This window comes from Telluria sp. AIW5 (genome assembly GCF_056680575.1).
In genome coordinates this window covers 1,374,963-1,391,835 of record NZ_CM155289.1, presented here as the reverse complement: position 1 = coordinate 1,391,835, position 16,873 = coordinate 1,374,963, and the positions used below count along the sequence as shown (strand labels likewise).

The window sequence follows — 16,873 nt, the reverse complement described above, 5'->3', positions numbered from 1 at the left end:
TGGCGTCCTTACTGGTTCACCGGCGACGCGGGATCGAGCAGCAAGGCCATCACATCCTTGATCTGTGCTTCGGTCAGGATGCCGTTATGGCCGAAGCGCGGCATGTTCGAGCAGGCCGTGTAGGCTTGCGCGTTATAGATCTTGCCCCAGGTGTACTTCAGCATCTCCTCGCTGTTGCCGCGGATCTTGCCGTACTGGTAAAGACTGGGTCCGATATTTCCGAACGAGATTTCCTTCTTCGTAATCTGGTGGCAGGCATAGCAATTGCCGCCGTTGACGCCGCCGACCTGGTCCGATGACTGCATGCCGCGGCCGTTCTGGGCGATCTTCTCGCCTTCCTGCCAGCTGCCTGTATATTTGCCATCGGAAGGCTGGCGAATGTTCTTCATCTGCGCCGCTTCGATACGTGCGCTCACTTCGGCTGGCCGCTCCTGCGGGTACTGGCTGCACAGCTGCTGAGCCTCGTCCTGGGCAGCCACGCGCTCGAGCGTGGCCGGCCCTTTGGAACGGAAGTCCTGTTTCAAAAGGTCGAGTGCGGCTTGACGGTAATCGGTGTCGGCAGCGACGGTGGCACAACCGGCCACCGCAGCCGCGCCCAGCACGACGATCAGCTTTCTTGCAAATGGTGTCATCGCTCTCTCCTATCGTTTCATTGCCGGACCGGCATACACCCCGCCATCCGCGTTTTTCGCGAGGAACATCGTGATCGCCGTGATTGCATCGGACGCGTACAGGGGTTCGGGGAAGCGCTGCTGGCGGAAGCAGTCGTTGAGCCGGTGCTGCATCGTGCGCACCTCGCCCTGCGAGACGCGGTAGGCCGGCCAGGTGGTATAGGCCGCCTGCGCATTGACCTTATTCAGGATATTCGGCAGCTCTTGCAAGCGGATGCGTTGCCCAGTGGTCGAATGGCAGGTCGCGCATGCAAAATCATGCGAGCCGCCGCGGTAGTAGAACAATTGTTTGCCCGTCTCGTAAGCGCGTTTCTCCAACGGATGGCTGGTTGATACTGCCATGGTGGCACCGCGTGACTCGGAGGTGATATATGCGACCAATGCTTCGATGTCCGATTGCTTTCCCGCCGCGCCAAAAGGCACCTTGGTCGCCTCTTCCCGGCTCAGGCCCTGCAAGCTCATTCTGCAATGCAGCAGGCGCTGTTCGAGATCCATGACCTTGTTCACGTCCTTGAAGTAGCGCGGCAGCTCGGCATAGGCGCCCTTGAGCACGCCGGGGCCCTTGCCGAAGTCGCAGCGCTCCAGCGAGACGTTTTTCGGTCCCGCCCTTTTCTTCCATAATTCTTCGCCGCGCATTTCCCACAACTCCGCAGGATTGCCGTCGGCAAGCATCTGCCGGTATTTCGCGATCTCGTCGGTTGCCGACGTCTGTGCCAGCGCTGCTCCGCACGCGCCTTGCAGGGCCAAACCGATCAAACCGATCACACCGAAACGCATGTTGCTCATGCCTGTCTCCTTGTTGTTGGACTGCGCGGTCTGTCGCCGCGCATGCGGCCGCTCCGGCTCGGAAGCGGCCCCGTGCTCAGCTAATGACGCCTTCGTCGGTGCGCGTCTCGCCAGCGCTGTCAACCCAGGTCACACTGACCTTGTCGCCTTTGGCTGCGCCCTTGAATTTGAAGGACAGGAAGGGGTCTTTCGATACCGACGGACCGAAGTTTGCGTCGAGCACGACCTTGTCCTTCACCTTTGCCACGAGCGTCTTGATGTAGTGGGCCGGGACGACCTTGCCGCTGGCGTCCTTGCGCTGACCGGTTTCCATGTCATGCCGCATCAGGACTTTTACTTCGACCGTATCGCCAGACAAGCTGGCGCGGATACGCATTGGGTCTGCCATGATCTTTCCTTATTCGATATTCTCTTGGGAGTTCAGCCGCCGCAACCGCCAAGGGTGACCTTGATTTCCTTGCTGGCCACGAGCCACTTCCCATCGGCGCGCACCAGGGCGTGCACATTGGAGGTGGCCCCCATCTTGACGCGGGTGGTCACGGCCGGTTCAGTCCCGGCCGGAATCGTGAAGCTGGCCGACATGGCGCTCGGATTCTTCTCGACCAGGATGGCCATGAAGTCCGTATTCGGCACCTTGCTGGCGATCGACACCGGTACCACTGCGCCGTTTTCGGCGATGTCCGGGCCCGTGATCGACACGTCACTACTGACGGCGAACTTGTCGCCGCCAAGCTCCTTGACGGCAGCTTCCAGGCTCTTGGCATCGAACACCTTCTGGCTCCATTCTGCCGCGAAGACCTGCTCCGGCCTGAGCAATCCGGCGGCAAAGGCAGCGCCCAGCACCGAGGTAATGCGCATGACGTTGCGTCGCTGTTGATTCATACCATCCTCCAAACGTTGAAAATGCCGCCGCTCACGTGGCAGGCATGCTTACTTCACCTGCGCCATGTAGCCGGCGAGGCGCTCCTTGTTCATCACGAACGATTTCGACAGTGCATCCGCGCCCTTCTTCGCATCGGCCAGATTGCTTGCCTTGCCCACCTGGATGACGCCCGTCATGGCCATCATCTTGTGCGGTTCGCACACGTAGACATAGACACCTTCCTGGTCGAGCTTGATCGAGATCTCTTCATCCGGCTTGCCCTTCCAGGCAGCCGCGCCGGGAGGAGTGATGACCGATGCGCTGTTATGCGACATGTCAACCTTGACGAACTTGACCGTGTCGCCTTTCGCCACTTGCAGGAAAGCCGGCTCGAACACCATGGCGCCGTCCTTGCCGCTGTTAAGCATTTTGATCTGGTAGTCGGCCGCCATGGCTCCCATGCACGCTGCCGCCAGCGCGATTCCGAATACAGCTTGTTTCATTTGTGCTCCATCTCCGTGTTGAACTTGTTATCGCTTGTACCATCGCTGGCCCGGCCTATTGCGGTGCCAGGATCCATCCGACCAGGACTTTCAGGTCCTCGTCTTTCACGTGTGCCTGGGCCGGCATCGGGATCACGCCCCATTTGCCGGTACTGCCGTCCTTGATGCTGCCTGCGAGCTTCGCCGCTGCGCCAGGATCGTCCTTGTACTTGGCGCGCACTGCCGCGAAGGCAGGGCCCATGACCTTGTTGTCGACGGCGTGGCAGGCCAAACAGGCATTCGCCTGCAACAGAGCGGTAGGAACGCCGGCCTGTGCCGCAGGGGCCGCTGCCTTGACGGCAGGCGCGCCGGCTGCCGGTTTCGCATCGCGCGCCGCCGCGGCCGGTACCGTCGTATCGACGCCGCGCGTCGCGCCAAAGCCACGCGTCTGCAAGGCCAGGTTGCCGTGAGCGTTGCGCGACGCTTCCGGCAAGGTCGAGCGCGGCGCCGGATCGACCTTGCAGTCCTTCATGCATGCCACGCTGCGGACGTCCGGTTTGCCCTTGACGTCCCACATGCCGTGCTTGGTTACCATACCGTTGCGGTTTGGCATGCGCGCCTGGGCTTGGGCGATCGTGCTGTCCGACAGTACGAAGTCGTCAGGAACGATCTCGCCCATGTTGAGAATGTAGGCGGTGACGGCGTACACCTCGTCGGTGGTCAGCGATTTCGGTGCCGTCCATGGCATGGCGCGATTGATGTAGTCCCATAAGGTCGAGACGGTAGCCACTTTCATCAGGGTCGTCTTCTGCGGCTGGCGTCCGTTCACCAGCGCCGCCACACGCCCGGCCTTGATGTCGTCTGGCGTAGTACCTCCGACCAGCGGCGTGAAGACTTCGTTCGATTCGCCAAAGGTGCCGTGGCAGGATGCGCATTTGCTCTCCCATACGGCCTGACCTTTGGATACGCTGCCCGATCCCTTCGGCAGCCCCTTGAAATCGGGCCGCACGTCGATATCCCATGCCTGCACTTCTTTCGGCGTGGCCGGGCGTCCCAGATTGGTCAAGGGGCCAGCCAGCGCTGCTGCGGCGGCGGCGGCAAGCAGCGCGCCGGCGCCAAGCTTAATAAACCTGGACATTCGATACCTCCCCCGATTGCGCCACCTGCCAGGAGTGGATTGCGTTGTTGTGATAGATCGAGCGGGTTCCGCGCACCGCGCGCAACTCGTTGATTTTCGGCTGCACGTAACCGGTGTCGTCGATCGCGCGCGATTGCAGGACCGCGGGCGCGCCGTTCCAGTCCCAGTCGATGTTGAAACGCGTCAGGCACTTGCTCAGGACCGGCGTTTCGAGGCGCGCGGTGCGCCAGTTGCGGCCACCGTCGACGGAAACGTCGACCCGCCTGATCTTGCCGCGCCCCGACCACGCCAGGCCGGTGATGTTGTAGAACCCGGTGTCGACCAGGCGCTGTCCGGCCGACGGCGTGGTGATCACCGACTTGCATTCCTGGATCGACGTGTACTGGCGATAGGTTCCGTCGGGCATCGCGTCCATATAGTGGATCGCTTCGTCCTTGGTCGCATAAGGCTGGTCGCCGACCTCGATACGGCGCAGCCATTTCACCCAGGAGGCGCCCTGCACGCCCGGGACGACCAGCCGTAACGGATAACCATTCTCCGGGCGCAGCATCTCGCCATTCATGGCCCAGGCAACAATCACGTCGTCGAGTGCGCGGTCAAGCGGGATGGTGCGCGTCATCGACGAGCCGTCGGCGCCTTCGGCCAGCACGACGCGGGCCTTGCGCTTGTCGTATCCGCAATCTTCGAGCAACACCGACAGAGGCACGCCGGTGAATTCGCTGCAACTGAGCATGCCGTGCGAATACTGCACCGATGGCACCGCCACATTGCCCCACTCCATGGCGGTGTTGGCGCCACACTCGATGAAATGCATGCGCGACACCGACGGCATGCACATCAGGTCGTCCATCGTGTAGACCTTGGGATTCTTGACCAGCCCGTTGATCATGAAGCGGTGCTTCGACGGGTCGATGTCCTGCCAGCCCTGATGGTGCCGCTCGAAATGCAGGCCGGACGGCGTGATAATTCCGAACAGTCCCTGCAAGGGAGTGAATGCAACGGAGGCAGCGGACACGCGGGTCAGGCCGGGCGACTCGCGCCGTTGCAGGTTGGCCTCGAACGCTGAAGGAAGCCCATAGGGCATTGAGGCGACCGGTTTGCCCAGCGTGCGTGAATGCTCCGGCAAGGTAAGGATAAGCGGGTCGCCATCGGCCGCCGGTGCGCTGCCGCTCTGGGCAAGCGCAGTGCCAGCCGTCATGGCGGCACTGGCAGCGAGAAAACTGCGCCGCAAGAAGCCCCGCCGCTCTTCACTCAATCCTTTTGCGTTGATCTCATCGATCAAGGCGCGATCGACATAATTCTCGGGGGCTTTGATGACACGGCCAAATCTGCGTACTGGTTTTTCCATGCTGCGTTCCGTTCAATGCGAATAAAATAGCTACATGCTCATATAACCAAATGCGCATATGGTCATACGTACTTATCCGTGCATCAAAGACTTGCTGACTGCAAGCTTCGTTAATTCATGTCATGAAGTGTTCGATTGCGTCCTGATGCATCCGGCGCGACTTCTTCACCTTGTCCGCCATTTGCGTGCACACGGTGCGACACAGTTCGATCGTGTTCTGATCCTCGATGCGGTAATAGACCTGCGCCCCGTCCTTGCGCCGGCCGAGAATGCGGGCGCGATACAACATGTTCAGTTGACGAGACACATTCGCCTGGGTGGCTCCCAGCTCCTTGACGATCGTACCCACCGGGCGCTCTCCGTGACACAGGGCGTGCAGGATTTTCAGCCGGGTAGGTTCGGAAAGCAGGAAAAAGTAATTCGAGACTTCCTCGAACACTTCCGCCATCTCTTCATTGTCGAGGTCAGGGTCCATTAACTATTCATTAAATATATGCGTACATGCGCATGTAACCATTGTCGCAATGTCGACGCAACATATTTCGATGGTGCATTGCCGCAATGTATGTTGAGTAAATGCGATGAGGGATTGATATTCGTACTCATCACTGGCTTAGAACTCACCGGCAGCGGCGCGATCAAGCATCTTGAGTATCGTGATGCGCACTTTCGATACAGAAGCGCGCAGCTCGGGAGGCATTGGACGGCCGAGCTTGAGCAGGACATCCATGTCCATGGCGTAGATCCAGAGGCCGTCGTCCTGCTCTACCACGGTGATCCGGCAGGGAAGAAAGGCAGACATCGGCGGACTGAAGTCGACGATCGCGCGGGCTACCTGCGGGTCGCAATAGGAGTATACCTTCAGGAATTTCTGTGGCTGGCCGGAGCGAATGGCGAGTTCCCGCGACAGGAACAGCTCGCCAACAGGGCGCAGGTTATCTTCCGCTGCAACGCTGGCGAATGCCTCTTCGATTTCCTGCACGCTGACTCCGGCGGCAACCTTGCGCGACCAGGTCGTGGCAGCCGCGGCATCCCCACCGGAGTCGACCCAGCGCCCGAAGACAAGCCCGGCCTGGGTGCCTGCGCCCGGCTCGGTGCGCGCGAGGGTACGCAGAGAGCCACAGCCAAGAAGCGTAGCGGTACAACAAGAAACGAGAAACAAACGGAACCAAATCGATGGCATGGCAGAAAACCCAGAGAATTGACTACTCTGGAGAATACGTTGCCGGTATGGCTGAGGCAAGTGAGCTTCCAGGCAGTCGGATCTGGACAACGCAAAAGCGGCGAAGCGCGCCATGAGTTCCTTGCCCTCATATACGATAGTCAAGAGTCACACGTATTGATACGCCAGAGCCAGGCCACCTGTAGTTCGACTGCCACGAAAGACCCTTGCCCGTGATGTTGCGAACACTAACCACGCTCTTGCTGCTCTTCGCCTTGCATGCGAGTGCAGGCGCCGTTCCACGCGTGGTCAATGTCGGCATTTATGCCAATGCCCCAAAAATTTACTTCGATGGGCAAGGCCAGGCCGACGGCATCCTGGTCGACCTTCTGCGCCCGATTGCGAAGTCAGAAGGCTGGGACCTGCGTTTCGTCTCATGCGAGTGGGCGCGGTGCCTCAAGGCCCTGGCGGACGGCGGCCTTGACCTTCTCCCGGACGTCGCATGGTCGGAAGAGCGCAAGCAGGTACTCGATTTTCACGATACTCCGGCCCTCTTCAGCTGGTCGCAACTTTACCGGCGCCCCGATGTGCCGATCAATACGATGATGGATACCGGTGGAAAGCGCATCGCCATCCTGGCAGGATCGATCCAGCAGCGATTTTTCGCTGACTACGCCACGAACTTCGGTGTGAAACCTCATCTCTTGCTGGTGGATTCGGTCGAAGATGGTTTTACGCTGGTGGAGCGGGGAGAGGCCGATGCCGTTGTGGCCAGCAAGTATGCCGGCTCCCTGTATGCGCCCACCCGCGGGATTATCGAAACGCCAGTCATATTCCAACCGGTCCGCCTCTACTACGCAACTGGAAAGGGCCAGAACGCCGACCTGCTCCATGCAATTGACCAACAGCTCGGAGCTTGGCAAAAAGATCCAGACTCTGTCTACTTTGAGATTCTCAACCATTGGCAGACCCGTAGCGTGATCGCGCAGGTCCCCCCCTATGTCTGGTGGGCCGCAGGGGCAGTCATCGCGCTGCTGGCCATGGCGGTAGCGTCGACAACCTGGCTGCGCTGGCAAGTGGCGCATAAGACCGGAGCTTTGCGCGACAGCGAACAACAGCTGGCAACCATACTCGACAGCGTAGACGGGCTCATCTATATCAAGGATGCTTCCTACCGCTATGCATACGCAAACCGCGCGCTGCATGTACTCTTTTCTCGCAAGACCAGCAGTATCATCGGCAAGCAGGACACTGAGCTGTTTTCGCAGCCGGTTTCGATGGAACTTCGTCGAAATGACATGCGCGCGATAGCCGAGGGCGAACGGGTGGTTGCGGAAGAAACCGTCACGGACCAGAACGGTGACATGATCACTGTCCTCAGCACCAAGATCCCGCTGTGCCGCGATGACGGGACCGTTTACGGCCTATGCGGCATTTCAATCGATATTTCCGAACGGCGGGCTGCGGAAGAAGCGAATCGTGTAGCTGCCTTTGTGTTCCAGTCAGCAGAGGGCATGTTCATTGCAGGCCCGGACAAACTCCTTCAACGGGTCAATGACGCATTCTGCGTGATGACCGGTTACGCACCTTCTGAACTGATCGGAGCGCCTCTTCCCTGCTTCGCGCTCGGACGAGACGAAGCAGATGCCAGGGACACCATGTGGAACACAGCCGAGCACGAAGGCAAATGGAAAGGAGAGATCTGGACTAGCCGCAAAAACGGCGAAAGTTACCCGGCCCGATTGACCCTTACCACCGTTCGCGACGAGCATGGCAGGCTCACCCATTATGTCGGCACGCAAGGCGATATTTCCGAACAGGTATCCGCACAAGACGAGGTCGCCAAGCTTGCCTATTTCGATGTCCTGACCGGGCTGCCAAACCGTCGCCTGTTGCTTGACCGCCTGCGGCATTGCCTGTCGCTGCACGACCGCACTGGCCAGATGGCCGCCCTGCTGTTTCTCGACCTGGACAATTTTAAAGACCTGAACGATTTGCACGGGCATCAGACTGGCGATCAGTTGCTGATCCAGGTCGGACAACGGCTCAGAACCTGCACGCGTGCAGGCGATACCGTCTCGCGTCTTGGGGGAGACGAATTCGTCATCCTTCTCGAAGACATCGGCAAGACTGAGGAGGAAGCTGCCGGGCATGCAAGTGCAATCGGACGAAAAATCATCGCGGCGATTGCCGAACCTTTCGTGCTCGGGACAACAACACACCACACCACGTGCAGTATCGGCACGGCGCTTCGTACGAACGCCACAATCGGTATCGATGAAATGATGAAGCGTGGCGACATGGCCATGTACGGCGCAAAGAAAAGCGGACGTAACACCATGTGCTTCTTCGATCCTGGCATGGCGTCCGGCGTATCCTACAGACTGGCGCTGGAAGCGGAACTGCGGGAATCACTGAAGACGTCAGGCTTCCATCTGCACTACCAACCTCAGGTCGATGCGAGTGGTCATATCACTGGTGCAGAAGCCCTGCTGCGCTGGAACAGCAAAAAACATGGTTTTGTCGGGCCAGCTGTCTTCATTCCCGTTGCCGAAACCTCAGGGCTCATTGTGCAACTCGGCAGCTGGGTTCTTCGTACGGCCTGCGAGCAACTTGCGCGCTGGGCTTCCCAGCCTGCCATGGGCGCCCTGACCGTCGCAGTCAACGTCAGTGCGCGCCAGTTCCGTGAAAACGGCTTCGTACAACATGTCATCGATATCATTCATGAGACAGCCATCGCGCCAGAGCGTCTGAAGCTGGAATTGACTGAAACAGTGCTCATCGAAAACGTCGACGATACGATCGACAAGATGCAGCGCTTGAAGTCGATCGGTGTCAGCTTTTCACTGGATGATTTTGGCACAGGCTATTCGTCACTCAGCTATCTGAAGCAGTTACCGCTCGATCAGCTGAAAATCGACCGTTCATTTGTCCGCGATATCCTCTCGAATCCAGACGATGCGTCGATTGCGCGCAGCATCGTAGTGTTGAGCCAGTCGCTTGGATTGAGCATCATCGCAGAAGGAGTGGAAACACAGGAGCAACGCGCATTTCTCGCCGAGATCGGTTGCACGTGCTACCAGGGTTACCTTTTTGGAAAACCAATGAATGCCGCGGACTTCGAGCATTCCTTTCGTGAACGTCTCGATGCGGCAGCCCTACGAGGATAAGCCGTGGTAGATTTCTTCCTCCTGCGCGAAATGTAACCGCAGGATTGAATCAAGGGCGTACAAGGTGCGGCGCAGCTCCAGATTGAACGCCCCTTCTTCGCTGTCATGCAGCGAAACCTTGGAAAGGCGCTCGATAACACGGCTGAGCCGGAAAATTTCCCGATGCGTGCTGCTCATGGACGCCATCGAATCCTCGCCTCCGACCAGTCTTGCCAGGATCGGATAGACTGCGGCATCGTCATTCGATTCATGCGGGAGTATTTGATCCCGCAGCGCCATGTTTAGCCCTGCCAGTTCTTTCGTTATGCTTGCTGCCGGCAAGCTGCCGACCTGGTCTGCCAGCCACGCTACGTGATCGATAATCGGAGTCAACCGATTGTGCTCCTCTTTCAGTTTGTGGACCTCGTCCGGCGGCAGTTTTAGTTCGGATTTTGCAGTACCCAGACGCAGGACCCGCAAGGCGTTCGCAATCACGGCTACGTCAATCAGTTCCTGCAACAGCGCGCCAGCGACCGGTGGCAAATAGCCCAGGGCGGCAACAAGCATGGCCACGATCGACAAGCCCATTCCTCCTGCGACGCTTTGCAAGGCAATCGAACGGGTTTGCTGGGCGATTCGGAGCGCGAACGCCAGGCGATCCAGGCGATCCACCAGCAATACGACTTGCGCCGATTCGGCCGCGGCCGCGGCGCCGCGCGCGCCCATGGCGACGCCGATGTCGGCGGCGGCCAGAGCCGGGGCGTCGTTGATGCCATCGCCGACCATCATCGTCACGCCGTTTTTCCGCGCCGCGGCGATCGCGGCCAGCTTCGATTCGGGGGTCTGCTCAGGCATGACCGTATCGATTCCCAAGGAAGCGGCAATCGTCGCCGCCACGTCATGGCGATCTCCCGTCAACATGGCAATATGCTCGACACCCGACGCCCTCAGGAGCCGCAATGCCCGTGGCGAGTCGAGCCGGATCTCATCCGCCATCTGCAGAACTCCCACGAACCTGTTGTCGACAGCAATACATACGACCGCAGCACCATCGTAGCGCGCCCGTTCCATGATCTTTGTCGCCCAGGCAGCTTGCCCTACCTTTCCCGAAACGTACCGATGACTGCCTGCATGAACCTCGCATCCATCGACATAACCGGACAATCCGGCGCCGGGTTCTTCGCTGACACCGTGCGGTATGGTCAAGGCCAGGCCCCGTTCGATCGCCGCACCAACGACGGCTTGCGCGATCGCGTGGCTGGACATTTGCTCCAATGATGCCGCGAGCCTGAGCACATATTCTGGCTGCACCGATGGATCGGCGGCGACGGCAATCAGACGGGCCCTGCCGCCAGTGAGCGTCCCTGTTTTGTCAAAGAAGATGGTATGGACTTGCGCCAGCATTTCCAGCGCACCTCCATGCTTGATCAGTACACCGCGTTGGGCGCAACGCGACATCGCGCTGACGATTGCCACGGGAACGGCGAGGATCAGGGGACAAGGCGTTGCGACCACCACCACGGCGAGCGCCCGGTTCGGGTCTCCGGTCAGCAGCCAGGAGATCCCCGCCACACCAAAGGCGAGTGGAACAAAAAGAAGTGCATACCGGTCCGCCAGCCGTGCTGCCGGTGCCTTCGACTCCTGCGCCGATCGGACAAGACGAATGATGTTCGTGAAGGTGCTGTTCTCCGCGGTCGATGTGGCAAGCATGTCGAACACGTTCCCGGCATTGACAATGCCGCTCCCCACGGCGTTTCCGGGTCCATACGTGACGGGTAGTGCTTCGCCCGTCAAGCTGGACTCATCGACAGTAGCACTCGAGGTCAACGTACCGTCGACCGGGACAGTCTCGCCTGGACGAACCGCGAGCCGGTCGCCCGGCTTGACCATCGCCAGGGACACCTGAACCACAGAACCGTTTTCGTAACGATTAGCCAGCTTCGGCGCCCGGTCCAGTAGTGCGGACATCTCGTCTTGCGCCCGTTTTTCCGCGTACGCTTCCAATGCCCGGCCGCTGGCAAACATCAGGGCGATGACTGCGGCAGTCAGCGTCTCCTGAAGAGCAAGCGCCCCAACGATCGACACCAGTGCAATGAGATCGAGGCCAAATTTCTTGTGTCTCAGCGATTCGACAATGTCAAACACCAGAGCGATGAGCACAATGCAGGCGCCACTCATCCACAACCAGGCCGCCACATCGCGCATGCCGACCAGATACGAGATGCCGCCGCCAGCTAAACTGAACGCACATACGCCCACTTGGGCCTGATTACGCCAATTCTGCTTGAGTTTCATAAGAGAAATCGTTGTCGATCATCGCGTCAACGGGATATTTTTGGCCCGTCGCTTCGGAAATGGCCGGCATAAATATTCATTTGACTTGCATCTCCAAGTTCACCTTAGCCTGTAATGGCGACAGACGGCTACTTTTCCGACGAAGCGCCTAGAAGGCGAGAACATACTTTTGAGAGACTCTTCATGATAAACAAACACGCCTTTGATACTACGCTTGTCGAAAGCGAAAGCGCACCTCGTCGAATTCTCGTGTGGGATGCTTCAGTTCGCGTGTTCAACTGGCTAATGGTATTGATGCGCTAATACGGGCGAGAGTTATTTCCGAATATCAACATTCATTTGTAGAGCAAAAGTTTGCCCTAACATTACGCTCGTGTGCGTTAGATTTGCAACACTGCATAGTCCGGCTATTTGTTGGTACTTTTGTTGGTACCTAAGCATGTATTTTTCTATTCTTCATAGGGAGATTCGATTCCGGTTCCCGGCACCACCTAACAATAGCATGACGTATCACGAAGTATCAGAACCCGTTCTCTCCATAGGAAGCACGGTTTTTTTGTTGTCTCCTCCCCAGTCGGCGCGCAAGGCCGGGCATCATGCTACGATGCCCTTTCTATAAGGAGGCGAGCCATGGACCGACTGGGCACATACCGCGGTTACGATATTGCAGTCACCCTGCACTCGGACGGGGTGCGGAAGACCCCGAAATGGCACTCCTCCATTCAGATCAACCTCATCGGCAAGGCGCCAACAGCGCCGTGCTTTACCACCGAGCCATCGGCTGGTACGGTCAGTGGAGCGAGGGACCGGGCAATCCGCATCGCCAGATTCATCATCGATGAGCGTCCGGACGCCGGGCCGGTCGGCGGCGACGACCTGTCGGAGGAATAAGCAAACGAGGACTCCGCCTCCCGGGTACAGCGCACTATCCCTTTGCGGACCCGGCGCAGGAACGCGTAACCGTCGCTAGCCGGATGTCCGAGATCAGGAGATCGACCTTTTCCTTTCCAGGCTGGCCAGCCCATCGAGCGCACTCGAGGCGGCGAACACGATGGCGCCGTTCACTTCGAGCAGGGATTTGGACACCTGCAGCATGTCTTCCATGTCGTCCACGACCAGGATGCGCAATCCCTCCAGCCGCTGTCGTTGTCGGCGCTCGGCAAGGGCCTCGGCTTGTTGTCGAGCAGCGGCAGCGAGACCGAGATTCCGGCCTGGGCCAGGGGTCCAGACAGGCGTTGACAAGGGTACTGTTCGAGCGCATGGTGTTTTGCGAAGGACTTCGATGCCATTACCTGTCAATCCAGCGCTGACGTGTTGTCGAGCCGTCGAAAGTGCCCGGCCCGGCAATGGTAGCATTACGGGGGATGGTGAAAATGAGCGAACGTCAAAAGCGATCCGATGTCGGGACAGCAAACTCGGTAGCACGCGGCGTCAACATCCTGGCCTCGCGCAACCGCTCGCTGGCGCAGAACTACATGGAATACAAACAGGTTCCCCCAGAGGTGATCGAGCGCGTTCTCGACAGCCCGGCGTCACGCCGCGCACCGAGTACCGAGCAGCTCGTTTCAGAAGCAATCACGCCCACCAGTCCCCCGCCCTGACGGGCTGGCCGACGCGCTCGCGTATGCAATGCGTCCCCACGGCGCTCGCCAATGACGCAGAACGTCCGACAAAACGCCCCAGGGCAAGGCGTTCCTAGCCTGGGTGGCGGGAGCGCAGCTTGTCCGCGTCGACCGACTCTTCGCCCTCCGCGGTCGAGCACTCGGCCGCCATGCTGGCGTCCCAGGGCTGGAGCTGCTCGTCGACGATTTCCGGTGGATCGAGCATGTCGGCCACCATCGCATGCAGCTCGGGCGTGTCCCAAGGCAGGCCACTGCGTTGCCTGCTGTGGATATAGTGCTTGATCTCGCTGTTCTGCTCAGCGCTCAATGGTAGGTCGCGAAAGATGTCCCCCGGTTCGGATTCCATACGATGTCCTTCATGCAGGCGCTTCCAGGATATCGAAGCTACGCGCATCTGTTTGCATTGGGCGCACGGGACGAGCGGGACGCGGCGATGCCCTGCCGGCAAGCACGTTGACGCTGCATGCAAACGGATTTGACGCTGCCGGACAGCCATGGCCTGGCGTGCTTCGATCAACTCCACGAAGCAGCACGCCACACGCCGATCCTGACGCTGTGCGAGCTCGAGGCCGAGGACGACGCCAAGGAAGCAGTCCATCGCGGCGCCCAGGGCTGGCTATCGAAGGGTTACTTCGACAACAACCTGGTGCCTCAGTCCTTGCGCAACATTATCGAGCGCATGAAAGTGGAACAAGGCCTGTACGTCGCCCGGGTGCGTGCGGAAATTACGCTGAACTCGATCGGCGACGCCGTCATCTCCGTCGCCATGGATGGCCGCGTCGATTACATGAACATTGCAGCCGAACTGATCACCGAGTGGCCACGGGAGGAAGCAAGCGGGCGGCCCATTGCAGAGGTGCTCACTATCGTCGATGGCGCGACCGGGCGCGCGATCGCCAATCCAGTTGAATCCCTTCTGCAGGGCAGTCGTCCCCTGGTGTTGCCCGGCGAAGTCGTCCTTGTCTGCCGGCACGGCAGGCGCATCCCGATCGAGGATTCGGCCGCACCGATCCACGATCGGGATGGTCAGGTCGTGGGTGCCGTGCTGGTGTTCCGGGACATCTCCGACGCCGTCGCCCTGACGTCGAAGATGCGGCACCTTGCGCAGCACGATTTCCTTACCAACCTGCCCAACCGCGTCCTCCTGAACGACCGCATCACCCAGGCCATTGCCGCGGCCAGGCGCAACGGCACCAACCCGGCGCTGCTATTCCTCGACCTGGACAAGTTCAAGCACATCAACGACTCGTTGGGACACGCTGTCGGCGACCAGTTGCTGCAAGCCGTCTCGGTGCGCCTGGTCCGCTGCGTGCGCACATCCGACACGGTCAGCCGCCATGGCGGCGATGAGTTCGTGATCCTGCTGGCCGATGAGCGCCAGTCGCAAAACGCGGCGCTGGCGGCCGAAAAGATACTGCTTGCGCTGTCGACGCCCTTCCTCATCGACGGGCAGCAGCTGCATACGTCGACCAGTATCGGCATCAGCGCTTTCCCGCTGGACGGCATGGACGCCGCCGCCCTGATCAAGAATGCCGACACCGCCATGTACCATGCCAAGGAGCGCGGGCGGAATAATTACCAGTTCTTTTCCCACGACATGAACATGCGCGCGATGGAAAGGCAACTGATCGAGAATAAGCTGCGGCGGGCGCTCGACCGCCACGAATTCGCGCTGCATTACCAACCCAAGGTCGACCTGAAAACGAACCGCATTACCGGCGTCGAAGCCCTGTTGCGCTGGGAACATCCAGAATGGGGCCTGGTGCTGCCGGCGCGTTTTATCGTGGTCGCCGAGGACTCCGGCCTGATTATTCCAATCGGGCGCTGGGTCCTGGGTGAAGCCTGTGCGCAGGCGGTGCGTTGGCGTAGCCGGGGCATTACCCCGGTGTCGATCGCCGTCAACGTGTCGGCACTGGAGTTTCGTCATCGGGATTTTTTCGACCACGCGCTGTCCATCCTCGAGGCAACCGGCGTCGACCCGGCGTGCCTGCAGCTCGAATTGACCGAGAGCGTCCTGATGCGCGATGTGGCGGCCAGCGCCGGCCTGCTCGCCAGGTTCAAGGCAATGGGCGTGCAAATCGCCGTGGACGACTTCGGCACCGGCTACTCCAGCTTGAGCTACCTGAATCAATTCCCGATCGATATTCTCAAAATCGACCAGTCCTTTGTCCAGGCAATCGATGGGGAAGCGGAAAATAACGGCGCTATCGTGAGTGCTGTCATCGGCATGGGCAAGAACTTGCACCAGCGGGTCATCGCCGAAGGCGTCGAGCACAGGGTGCAGCTTGCTTTTCTCAAGGCCCACGGATGCAATGAAGGCCAGGGCTACTTCTTCAGCGGGCCGGTCGATGCAGTCCGGATGCAAGCAATGCTGGACACCGGCGCGTGTGCATGACCCTCGATGCTCATCGAGAATACGTTTTTTGCTCTTCCGGCGGACTTTGCCCCCCCGGCCAGGCTTACTTCTCCCGCTGCCCCGCCGACCAGTTATCGTACCCGCGCTCGATCCTGCGCATCGTCCCATCGCGCTCGAGCGCCGAGAAAGCGCCATTCAGGCGCGTGATCAACTCGTCCGGCACCGCGCGGTTGCAGGCCAGATAAACGTCGATCCGGTTGAACACCAGCACCGGAACGATCTGCCCGGCCCAGCCATTCTGCTCGAGCACGGGGTTGTCGACGCGCAGCGCCGCCCACAGGTCGATGCGCCCTAATAAAAGCTTGCGGGGATTGGTCAGGTCGTTCGGCGCCGGGTCGACCCGGAAACCGCGGCTGCGCAGGAACTCGTCGCGGGCGTCGCCGTTATAGGTGCCGATGCGGTAGGGGCGCGCGTCTTCCAGCGTGCGCAGGGCGAAGCGGCGGTTGGCGCGCGCCATCAGCACCCATTCGGCGCTGTCGATCGGGCCGACCCATTTAAATGAAAGCTCGCGCTCGGGCGTGCGGGTAGTGGCATACACGCAGGCGTCACCCCGGTCGTGGGCGGCGGCGTAGGCCCGCTTCCAGGGCAGCAGGTCGATCGTGTAGGCAACCCCGGCGCGCTCGAAGGCGGCCCTGACCTTGTCGGTGGAGATGCCGATCACCTTACCTGCGCCATCGAGCATGCTCGACGGGGGCGCGGCTTCGGTGGTGATGGTCAGCGTGCCGGGACGGCGTGCGGCCCTGGTGGTGTCGGCATCCGCCTGCGCCGGGCCGGCGCCCAGCAGTACCGCCAGCGCCAGCCATCGAAATTGTCGAATCAGCATGTCGTGCACCTCTCCGGGGCATCCGGGAAAGCTTCCCGCATGCCCACAGCATACCGTATCGACAAGCCCGTGCCGGCGGCGCTGCAGCGGGCTCGACCATATGGTGGCAACTGCGCGAC

At 60.1% G+C, this 16,873-nt stretch carries 17 protein-coding genes; 4 read left to right on the top strand and 13 right to left on the bottom strand.

Annotated elements, in window-relative coordinates:
- Positions 1 to 8: 8 nt before the first annotated feature.
- The 9 genes from soxX to AC1MEM_RS06105 all read right to left on the bottom strand — a co-directional run bounded on the left by soxX (position 9) and on the right by AC1MEM_RS06105 (position 6,584).
- The gene (soxX, locus tag AC1MEM_RS06145) at positions 9 to 632 is read right to left on the bottom strand and encodes a sulfur oxidation c-type cytochrome SoxX (protein ID WP_499476002.1); all 624 of its coding nucleotides are present in this window, start codon (positions 630 to 632) and stop codon (positions 9 to 11) included.
- Positions 633 to 641: 9 nt separating this feature from the next.
- Positions 642 to 1,448, bottom strand: a complete 807-nt coding sequence (gene soxA, locus AC1MEM_RS06140) for a sulfur oxidation c-type cytochrome SoxA (RefSeq protein WP_499477587.1) — start codon at positions 1,446 to 1,448, stop codon at positions 642 to 644.
- An 85-nt stretch (positions 1,449 to 1,533) separates the two neighbouring features.
- Positions 1,534 to 1,845: a thiosulfate oxidation carrier complex protein SoxZ gene (soxZ, locus tag AC1MEM_RS06135; RefSeq protein ID WP_499476000.1), complete on the bottom strand. Its 312-nt coding sequence runs from the start codon at positions 1,843 to 1,845 to the stop codon at positions 1,534 to 1,536.
- Positions 1,846 to 1,877: 32 nt separating this feature from the next.
- Positions 1,878 to 2,339 (bottom strand): thiosulfate oxidation carrier protein SoxY, encoded by a 462-nt coding sequence (gene soxY / locus AC1MEM_RS06130; protein ID WP_499475999.1) that lies wholly within the window; start codon positions 2,337 to 2,339, stop codon positions 1,878 to 1,880.
- 48 nt (positions 2,340 to 2,387) lie between these two features.
- Complete coding sequence (locus AC1MEM_RS06125) at positions 2,388 to 2,822, bottom strand: pseudoazurin (protein WP_499475997.1); 435 nt, start codon at positions 2,820 to 2,822, stop codon at positions 2,388 to 2,390.
- Positions 2,823 to 2,877: 55 nt separating this feature from the next.
- Entirely contained in the window at positions 2,878 to 3,939 is a 1,062-nt protein-coding gene (locus AC1MEM_RS06120) for a c-type cytochrome (RefSeq protein ID WP_499475996.1), read from the bottom strand.
- The gene (gene soxC, locus AC1MEM_RS06115) at positions 3,923 to 5,287 is read right to left on the bottom strand and encodes a sulfite dehydrogenase (RefSeq protein WP_499475994.1); all 1,365 of its coding nucleotides are present in this window, start codon (positions 5,285 to 5,287) and stop codon (positions 3,923 to 3,925) included. The genes AC1MEM_RS06120 and soxC overlap by 17 nt, the downstream gene beginning before the upstream one ends.
- Positions 5,288 to 5,402: 115 nt before the next feature.
- On the bottom strand, positions 5,403 to 5,762 hold the full coding sequence (locus AC1MEM_RS06110) for an ArsR/SmtB family transcription factor (protein WP_499475993.1): 360 nt from the start codon (positions 5,760 to 5,762) through the stop codon (positions 5,403 to 5,405).
- Between the two features lie 138 nt (positions 5,763 to 5,900).
- Complete coding sequence (locus AC1MEM_RS06105; RefSeq protein WP_499475991.1) at positions 5,901 to 6,584, bottom strand: DUF302 domain-containing protein; 684 nt, start codon at positions 6,582 to 6,584, stop codon at positions 5,901 to 5,903.
- Between the two features lie 101 nt (positions 6,585 to 6,685).
- Between AC1MEM_RS06105 and AC1MEM_RS06100 the strand changes: the two genes are divergently transcribed.
- Positions 6,686 to 9,619, top strand: a complete 2,934-nt coding sequence (locus AC1MEM_RS06100) for an EAL domain-containing protein (protein WP_499477585.1) — start codon at positions 6,686 to 6,688, stop codon at positions 9,617 to 9,619.
- Here the strand turns inward: AC1MEM_RS06100 and AC1MEM_RS06095 are convergent.
- Entirely contained in the window at positions 9,608 to 11,893 is a 2,286-nt protein-coding gene (locus tag AC1MEM_RS06095) for a heavy metal translocating P-type ATPase (protein ID WP_499475990.1), read from the bottom strand. The genes AC1MEM_RS06100 and AC1MEM_RS06095 overlap by 12 nt on opposite strands.
- 630 nt (positions 11,894 to 12,523) lie before the next feature.
- Here AC1MEM_RS06095 and AC1MEM_RS06090 point away from each other — a divergent pair.
- The gene (locus AC1MEM_RS06090) at positions 12,524 to 12,784 is read left to right on the top strand and encodes a hypothetical protein (protein ID WP_499475988.1); all 261 of its coding nucleotides are present in this window, start codon (positions 12,524 to 12,526) and stop codon (positions 12,782 to 12,784) included.
- 93 nt (positions 12,785 to 12,877) lie between these two features.
- On the opposite strand, the gene AC1MEM_RS06085 is transcribed toward AC1MEM_RS06090, so the two are convergent.
- Complete coding sequence (locus tag AC1MEM_RS06085; RefSeq protein WP_499475986.1) at positions 12,878 to 13,021, bottom strand: response regulator; 144 nt, start codon at positions 13,019 to 13,021, stop codon at positions 12,878 to 12,880.
- 245 nt (positions 13,022 to 13,266) lie between these two features.
- On the opposite strand from AC1MEM_RS06085, the gene AC1MEM_RS06080 reads away from it, so the two are divergent.
- Positions 13,267 to 13,494 carry a hypothetical protein gene (locus tag AC1MEM_RS06080; RefSeq protein WP_499475985.1) on the top strand — a complete coding sequence of 76 codons (228 nt, stop codon included), beginning with the start codon at positions 13,267 to 13,269 and terminating at the stop codon, positions 13,492 to 13,494.
- A gap of 94 nt (positions 13,495 to 13,588) precedes the next feature.
- Here the strand turns inward: AC1MEM_RS06080 and AC1MEM_RS06075 are convergent, their stop codons facing one another.
- Positions 13,589 to 13,822 (bottom strand): hypothetical protein, encoded by a 234-nt coding sequence (locus AC1MEM_RS06075; RefSeq protein WP_499475984.1) that lies wholly within the window; start codon positions 13,820 to 13,822, stop codon positions 13,589 to 13,591.
- Positions 13,823 to 13,978: 156 nt separating this feature from the next.
- Here AC1MEM_RS06075 and AC1MEM_RS06070 point away from each other — a divergent pair, with 156 nt between their 5' ends.
- Positions 13,979 to 15,910, top strand: a complete 1,932-nt coding sequence (locus AC1MEM_RS06070) for a putative bifunctional diguanylate cyclase/phosphodiesterase (RefSeq protein WP_499475983.1) — start codon at positions 13,979 to 13,981, stop codon at positions 15,908 to 15,910.
- A gap of 64 nt (positions 15,911 to 15,974) precedes the next feature.
- On the opposite strand, the gene AC1MEM_RS06065 is transcribed toward AC1MEM_RS06070, so the two are convergent.
- A complete protein-coding gene (locus tag AC1MEM_RS06065; RefSeq protein WP_499475981.1) occupies positions 15,975 to 16,754 on the bottom strand; it encodes a substrate-binding periplasmic protein in 780 nt (259 codons plus the stop codon).
- Between the last annotated feature and the right edge of the window lie 119 nt (positions 16,755 to 16,873).